Source organism: Aggregatibacter sp. oral taxon 458 str. W10330 (assembly GCF_000466335.1).
GTDB lineage: Bacteria > Pseudomonadota > Gammaproteobacteria > Enterobacterales > Pasteurellaceae > Aggregatibacter.
This window is the reverse complement of sequence record NZ_KE952620.1, coordinates 29472-34504: the sequence shown is the minus strand read 5'-3', so window position 1 is coordinate 34504 and position 5033 is coordinate 29472. Positions and strand designations below refer to the sequence as shown.

Sequence of the window (5033 nt, the reverse complement as noted above, 5' to 3'; positions counted from 1 at the left end):
CTTTACGAGCTTCTTCAGCTTTGCGTGCTTCTTCTGCTTTACGTGCTTCTTCAGCTTGACGAGTTTCTTCTGCTTTACGTGCTTCTTCAGCTTTGCGTACTTCTTCAGCTTTACGAGCTTCTTCAGCTTTGCGTGCTTCTTCGGCTTGACGAGCTTCTTCGGCTTTACGAGCTTCTTCAGCTTTGCGTGCTTCTTCGGCTTGACGCGTTTCTTCAGCTTTACGAGCTTCTTCAGCTTTGCGTGCTTCTTCGGCTTGACGAGCTTCTTCAGCTTTACGTGCTTCTTCGGCTTGACGTGCTTCTTCGGCTTTACGAGCTTCTTCAGCTTTACGAGCTTCTTCAGCTTTGCGTGCTTCTTCGGCTTGACGCGCTTCTTCAGCTTTGCGTGCTTCTTCAGCTTGACGAGCTCCTTCAGCTTTACGAGCTTCTTCAGCTTTACGTGCTTCTTCAGCTTGACGAGCTTCTTCGGCTTTACGAGCTTTTTCAGCTTGACGTGTTTCTTCCGCTTTTTTTGCGTCTGCTACTTGTTGTTGGGTTTGTTCATTTTTAGCCGTTGGTTTGTTATCAACCGTGTTAGAGCCGCCACTACTGCTTCCACAGGCAGTAAGGGAAAATAAAATTGCTGCTGCAATGGTTGTATTTTTAAAGTTCATGTAAGACCTCTGTAAATAAATGTAGGATTAAAAGGTAAAAGAATTATAATTTTTCACTAATTTGTGTACAATTAACCAACAATTACAGAGGGTTACCGAGTTGCGGTAGTTATTTACCTTACGAGAGTAGAATATGAAAATTAATGAAAAAATTCGCCAATTACGTGAACAACACCAATTATCCCAAGAAAATATGGCGGATAAATTAGGCATGTCGGTGACCGGTTATGCCAAAATTGAACGAGGTGATGTGCGTTCAAATCTGCCACGTTTGGAGCAAATTTCTGAAGTGTTTGATATGGATATTTGCGAATTGCTTTCTTATGGGGAATCTGAAAAAGTTTATTTTAATAATTCAGTCACAGAATCAACAAATTCAAATAATTTCTTATTCGCCGTTGGTAATGATAATTTAGAAAAAGCCATTCAACAATTGCAATTAATTATTTCTCATAAAGACGAACTATTGGCACAAAAAGATAAAATTATTCTAGGTTTAGAGCGGGAAATCGCTTTGCTGAAAAATATGCACAAAGCATAGTAACGAGCTGACAGTAACAAGAAAAAACAGCTAAAAAAGAAGACCGCACTTTGAGCAAGATATTCAAAAGTGCGGTGCGTTTTCAAAATGGATTGACTATTGTCTTGCCAATCTTAAATTTTGTGGCAATGGTTCAAAGTTGGAGCGATAAGGGTTAATGTCCAAACCGCCACGGCGGGTATAACGGGCGTAAACGGTGAGTTTTTCCGGTTTGGCGTATTGCATAAGGTCGCAGAAAATACGCTCGACACATTGCTCGTGGAATTCGTTATGTTGACGGAAAGAAATGATATAGCGCAATAGTTGTTCGCGGTTAATTTGCTTGCCGACATAATGAATTTGTAGGCTGCCCCAGTCCGGTTGTTGCGTGATGAGGCAGTTAGATTTGAGCAAGTGGCTGACTAACGTTTCTTCGACCAGATGATCACCGGTGCAATGATTCAGTAAGGCGGCATTAAAGGCATAATCCCGCACCTCGATGTCCTGTGCATCAATGCAATCACCCGACAAGGCGACAATCGGTTGCGCGGTGTAATCCGCCAGCGAATTTAACCGCACGTTGGCTTCGCCTTGGGCGCAATCTTGCAGATCACGCTGTAACGTTTGTTGGACGTCGGCGAAATCGGCGAATGTTGTTTGGTTAAAGCTGTTTAAATAGAGTTTAAAACTTTTGGATTCGATCAAATTTTTACTGCGAAAATCGATGCTGACATCCGCAATCGCCACTTGCGGCACGCCTTTCGGGTTGAGCCATGAAATTTCGTATGCCGTCCAAATATCCGCACCGATCGTAAAAGGTTGTGTGGCGGTGATGTTGAGTTGATCGCGATTTAATCGGCGTGGAACCGGTTGTAATAAAGTGCGGTCGTATTTTTCTGCATATTTTGTTTGTTGACCGAGTTTAAGGGCATTGAGGCTTTTGTCTTGATAGTGCATAGGCAGCTTACTGATCTTGTCGTTAAAATAAGGCTGGCATGATGCCATTTTAACTGTTGGAAGTCAAAAGACGCGGATTATTATGATGTCTTATTCTGCGTGGCGTTTTTCATCGGAAAGACTTACACGTCGCCAAAAGGTCGCAAATCTCGGTTTGCCTTTGTTTGTTAAGCCACGATATTTATAGCTGATTTGTGAACCAATAGGCGGTGGATTCATTCTATCCTCCAACTTGAATCCGGAACCAATTTTAAATTGACCACGGTGATTCTCGCAGGTAATCGATCCCATGACATTTTCAAATTGCCCTTTGCCGGCATGATGAGCAATCACCGTGCATTCTTCATCAAGTGCGGTCTTTAATTTAAGAATTTGTGAACTGCGTTTTCTTTCGTAAGGCGCATTGGGGTTACGAATTACGATGCCTTCTCCTTTTTGCTGTTCCACTTGTTGTAAGAATTGATAGATGTGTTGTGAGTTTTCAATAGGAATTTGTTCGATAATTTCGATGGGCGCTCTTGGGTGTTGTGCCAAATAGATTTTTAATTGCGCTAAGCGTTCAAATAAATTGCCTTTGGCATCAGGCACATCAAACACATGAAGCTTTATCTTATGCCAACCTTTATCCTGTTGAGAACGAACAATCGAGGAAATTTCCGCAAATTGATCACGCTGGCTAAATAATTCGCCATCAATGGCAAAAGGCGGAAAATTTTCTAGAAAATAAGCGGGTGGTGTCAGGGGAATGCCTTCTCGAGTAAAAAGCTGTTTGCCGTCCCAATAGCCGCGCACACCATCCAATTTTTCGCTCATTACCCAGCCTGTCACATTTTGGTTTTTGTATGTCTCTAAAAGCATTAAGTCGGGTTTGTCCGCGTAACAAATGAGGTGAAAAAAGAAAAGGGTGAGAAAGAGGATAATTTGGCGCATAGCAGGTTCCATTAAATAAAAAGAACGTTATCGAAGCAATAAGCGTAGTGCGATGCGGTGTGTCATATTTTGCGATATGGATCGAAAATCAAAAGAAAGGTGATAAAAAATACGCCCTGTTTGGGCGTATTCAGCAAATCAAAGTGCGGTCGAAAATGAGATTATTTTTCTTTCCAATAACCGATCCACTCTTTCAGTAATTGCATATTTTTTGCCATCGCACCGGCTTGAGGCACAAAGTGCATCATGTTTAATCCGTAAGAGTCCGGAGTAATGCCTTCGCCGACACTTGCCGGCAAGACATCGAATCCTTGCTGTTGAAACAAGAGTTTTGCTCGTTGCATATGCCATTCATTGGTCACCAAAATGATTTTATGGATGCCTTCTTTTTCTAGTAATTGACGGGTGTATAAGGCATTTTCTTTGGTGGTTAAAGATTTTTCTTCTAGCCATTTCGTCGGCACATTAAAGAACGTCTGTAATTCTTCTGCAGAAACCTTACCTTCTGAAGCACCGGTCGGACTGACACCGCTAATCAACAAGGGCAGCTGCGTTTCTTTTTGCAAATAAGCCGCATAGCGCAAACGTTCTAGTTGTGTGGCAGAAGACGCAAGCGGTGCGTAGAGTTCTTTGCTATCACGCACGCCACCACCCAATAAAACGATGGCTTGAGCCTGTTTATAATCGTTTAAGGTTAAACGATCTTCAGTGACTAAGCTGTCTTTTAAGGTTTGTGCCGTGTAGGGAATGCTGACAAGATAGAGCAACACAATGCCGAAAAAAGCACAAAGGCGGCTTAATGTTTTGTATTTAAAGAATGAAAATAAAAGCGAGAATAGCCATAAAATCAAAATATTAAATGGCGGTAGCATCATGGCGGTGATGAGTTTTTTAAGTTCAAACATAGTGTTAATAAACGTATTAATAATGATAGCGGCATTGAATGATCGTTAAGTGCGTATCAGAAATATGATAAACAATTCGATGTTCTCTATCTATTCTTCTTGACCAAAGACCACTTAATTGATGTTTTAGCGGTTCAGGATCGCCTAACCCCTCAAAAGGGGTTCTGAGAATATTTTGAATTAATTTATGAATGCGAGATAACACTTTTTTATCGGTTTGTTGCCAATAGAGATAATCATCCCAAGCGTTTTCTGTCCAAGCTAAAATCATTCTTGCAATTCTCGTTCAATGACGTTACCTGAATTTAATTGCTGAAGGGATTCTAATAATCGGTTACGGTTTTTAGGGCTACGCAATAAATAAGCCGTTTCTTCATAAGCAGCAAAATCTTCTAAACTCATGACAACGGCATGTTTACCATTTTGCCTGGTGATCATAACTGGGCTGTGATTCGCAACGACTTGGTCGAGTGTTGTGGCTAATTCCGCGCGGAAAGCTGAATAACTGATGACGTTCATTGGTTGTTCCTTATACAAAAATTGTACAAATTATTGCACAACAAAGAACCTGCTTCAATAACAATCCACAGGTAAAACGTGTGGTTTTATGCTCCCCTTAAAAAGGGGCAATATGCTCTTTAAGCCCACTGTGCTGACAAAAAATTCTTTCGCCTAGAAATATCTATTCTCATCATATCACTCTTTTAGTGAATCGTAGCGTGCAACTTGTTGCACGAAATCTTGAATACCCGAAAGGGTTAAATAATGTTCCGTGCGTGATTTGGTCGTGCATCAAGATGCACGCTACGCACGAAATCATGAATTACGCATTGAGGTTTAATTATTCGTGCAACAAGTTGCACGCTACGTATGAAATCGTGAATTACGCATCGAGGTTTAATTATTCGTGCAACAAGTTGCACGCTACGCACAAAATCATGAATATCCGAAAGGGTGAAATAACGTTCTGTGCGTGATTTGGTCGTGCATCAAGATGCACGCTACGTATGAAATCGTGAATTTACACATTGAGGTTTAATCATTCGTGCAACAAGTTGCACGCGATGAG

6 protein-coding genes and 1 pseudogene are annotated in these 5033 nt (G+C 41.3%); 1 reads left to right on the top strand and 6 read right to left on the bottom strand.

Annotated features, from left to right (window positions below):
* Nucleotides 1–652, bottom strand: a pseudogene (locus HMPREF9065_RS0109565) (hypothetical protein); the annotation flags it as partial.
* Nucleotides 653–785: 133 nt separating this feature from the next.
* On the opposite strand from HMPREF9065_RS0109565, the gene HMPREF9065_RS01680 reads away from it, so the two are divergent.
* Nucleotides 786–1193 carry a helix-turn-helix domain-containing protein gene (locus HMPREF9065_RS01680; protein WP_021616784.1) on the top strand — a complete coding sequence of 136 codons (408 nt, stop codon included), beginning with the start codon at nt 786–788 and terminating at the stop codon, nt 1191–1193.
* 96 nt (nt 1194–1289) lie between these two features.
* Here HMPREF9065_RS01680 and queF read toward each other — a convergent pair whose 3' ends face one another.
* The 5 genes from queF to HMPREF9065_RS01705 all read right to left on the bottom strand — a co-directional run bounded on the left by queF (nt 1290) and on the right by HMPREF9065_RS01705 (nt 4483).
* The gene (queF, locus tag HMPREF9065_RS01685) at nt 1290–2129 is read right to left on the bottom strand and encodes an NADPH-dependent 7-cyano-7-deazaguanine reductase QueF (RefSeq protein ID WP_033002711.1); all 840 of its coding nucleotides are present in this window, start codon (nt 2127–2129) and stop codon (nt 1290–1292) included.
* A gap of 90 nt (nt 2130–2219) precedes the next feature.
* Complete coding sequence (locus tag HMPREF9065_RS01690) at nt 2220–3059, bottom strand: DNA ligase (RefSeq protein ID WP_033002710.1); 840 nt, start codon at nt 3057–3059, stop codon at nt 2220–2222.
* Between the two features lie 161 nt (nt 3060–3220).
* Nucleotides 3221–3964 carry a YdcF family protein gene (locus HMPREF9065_RS01695; protein ID WP_021616781.1) on the bottom strand — a complete coding sequence of 248 codons (744 nt, stop codon included), beginning with the start codon at nt 3962–3964 and terminating at the stop codon, nt 3221–3223.
* A 16-nt stretch (nt 3965–3980) separates the two neighbouring features.
* The gene (locus HMPREF9065_RS01700; RefSeq protein ID WP_021616780.1) at nt 3981–4235 is read right to left on the bottom strand and encodes a Txe/YoeB family addiction module toxin; all 255 of its coding nucleotides are present in this window, start codon (nt 4233–4235) and stop codon (nt 3981–3983) included.
* A complete protein-coding gene (locus tag HMPREF9065_RS01705; protein WP_021616779.1) occupies nt 4232–4483 on the bottom strand; it encodes a type II toxin-antitoxin system Phd/YefM family antitoxin in 252 nt (83 codons plus the stop codon). The genes HMPREF9065_RS01700 and HMPREF9065_RS01705 overlap by 4 nt, the downstream gene beginning before the upstream one ends.
* Nucleotides 4484–5033 lie beyond the last annotated feature (550 nt).

What these genes read in the sequence shown, in the direction of transcription:
- HMPREF9065_RS01680 (WP_021616784.1), top strand. Translation starts at nt 786, where the DNA reads ATGAAAATTAATGAAAAAATTCGCCAATTACGTGAACAACACCAATTA.
- queF (WP_033002711.1), bottom strand. Translation starts at nt 2,129, where the DNA reads ATGCACTATCAAGACAAAAGCCTCAATGCCCTTAAACTCGGTCAACAA.
- HMPREF9065_RS01690 (WP_033002710.1), bottom strand. Translation starts at nt 3,059, where the DNA reads ATGCGCCAAATTATCCTCTTTCTCACCCTTTTCTTTTTTCACCTCATT.
- HMPREF9065_RS01695 (WP_021616781.1), bottom strand. Translation starts at nt 3,964, where the DNA reads ATGTTTGAACTTAAAAAACTCATCACCGCCATGATGCTACCGCCATTT.
- HMPREF9065_RS01700 (WP_021616780.1), bottom strand. Translation starts at nt 4,235, where the DNA reads ATGATTTTAGCTTGGACAGAAAACGCTTGGGATGATTATCTCTATTGG.
- HMPREF9065_RS01705 (WP_021616779.1), bottom strand. Translation starts at nt 4,483, where the DNA reads ATGAACGTCATCAGTTATTCAGCTTTCCGCGCGGAATTAGCCACAACA.